Below are 274 nucleotides of genomic sequence, written 5' to 3'. Positions count from 1 at the left end.
GCCCTGGGCACCCGGGCGAGTACCTGGATTTTGGCGTGTGCGGGCAGGTTATCCTGCGCTCCCCGGTACCCTTGCTCGGCATTTGCCTGGGGCACCAGGGTATCGCCCAATTCCTTGGCGGAACCGTCGGCCACGCGCCCAACCCGGTGCACGGCTACCGCAGTAAAATCCAGCACGCCGGCAGTGGTTTGTTCCGCGACCTGCCAGAGCAGTTTGAAGTGGTGCGCTACCACTCCCTGATGTGTACCCATCTGCCTGAGGAGCTGCGCTGCAC

Annotated in this window: 1 protein-coding gene; it reads left to right on the top strand. The window is 64.2% G+C overall.

Annotation, left to right across the window (positions count from 1 at the left end; genetic code table 11):
• Positions 1 to 274 (top strand): glutamine amidotransferase-related protein (locus tag AAEZ08_RS22905; protein WP_500125174.1); only part of this gene is annotated, 274 nt, incomplete at both ends.

It is taken from the genome of Pseudomonas sp. E45-MNA-CIBAN-0222 (assembly GCF_040310405.1).
Lineage (GTDB): Bacteria > Pseudomonadota > Gammaproteobacteria > Pseudomonadales > Pseudomonadaceae > Stutzerimonas > Stutzerimonas stutzeri_AC.
The sequence above is the reverse complement of the archived record's forward strand: the minus strand, read 5'-3'. Positions and strand labels throughout refer to the sequence as shown.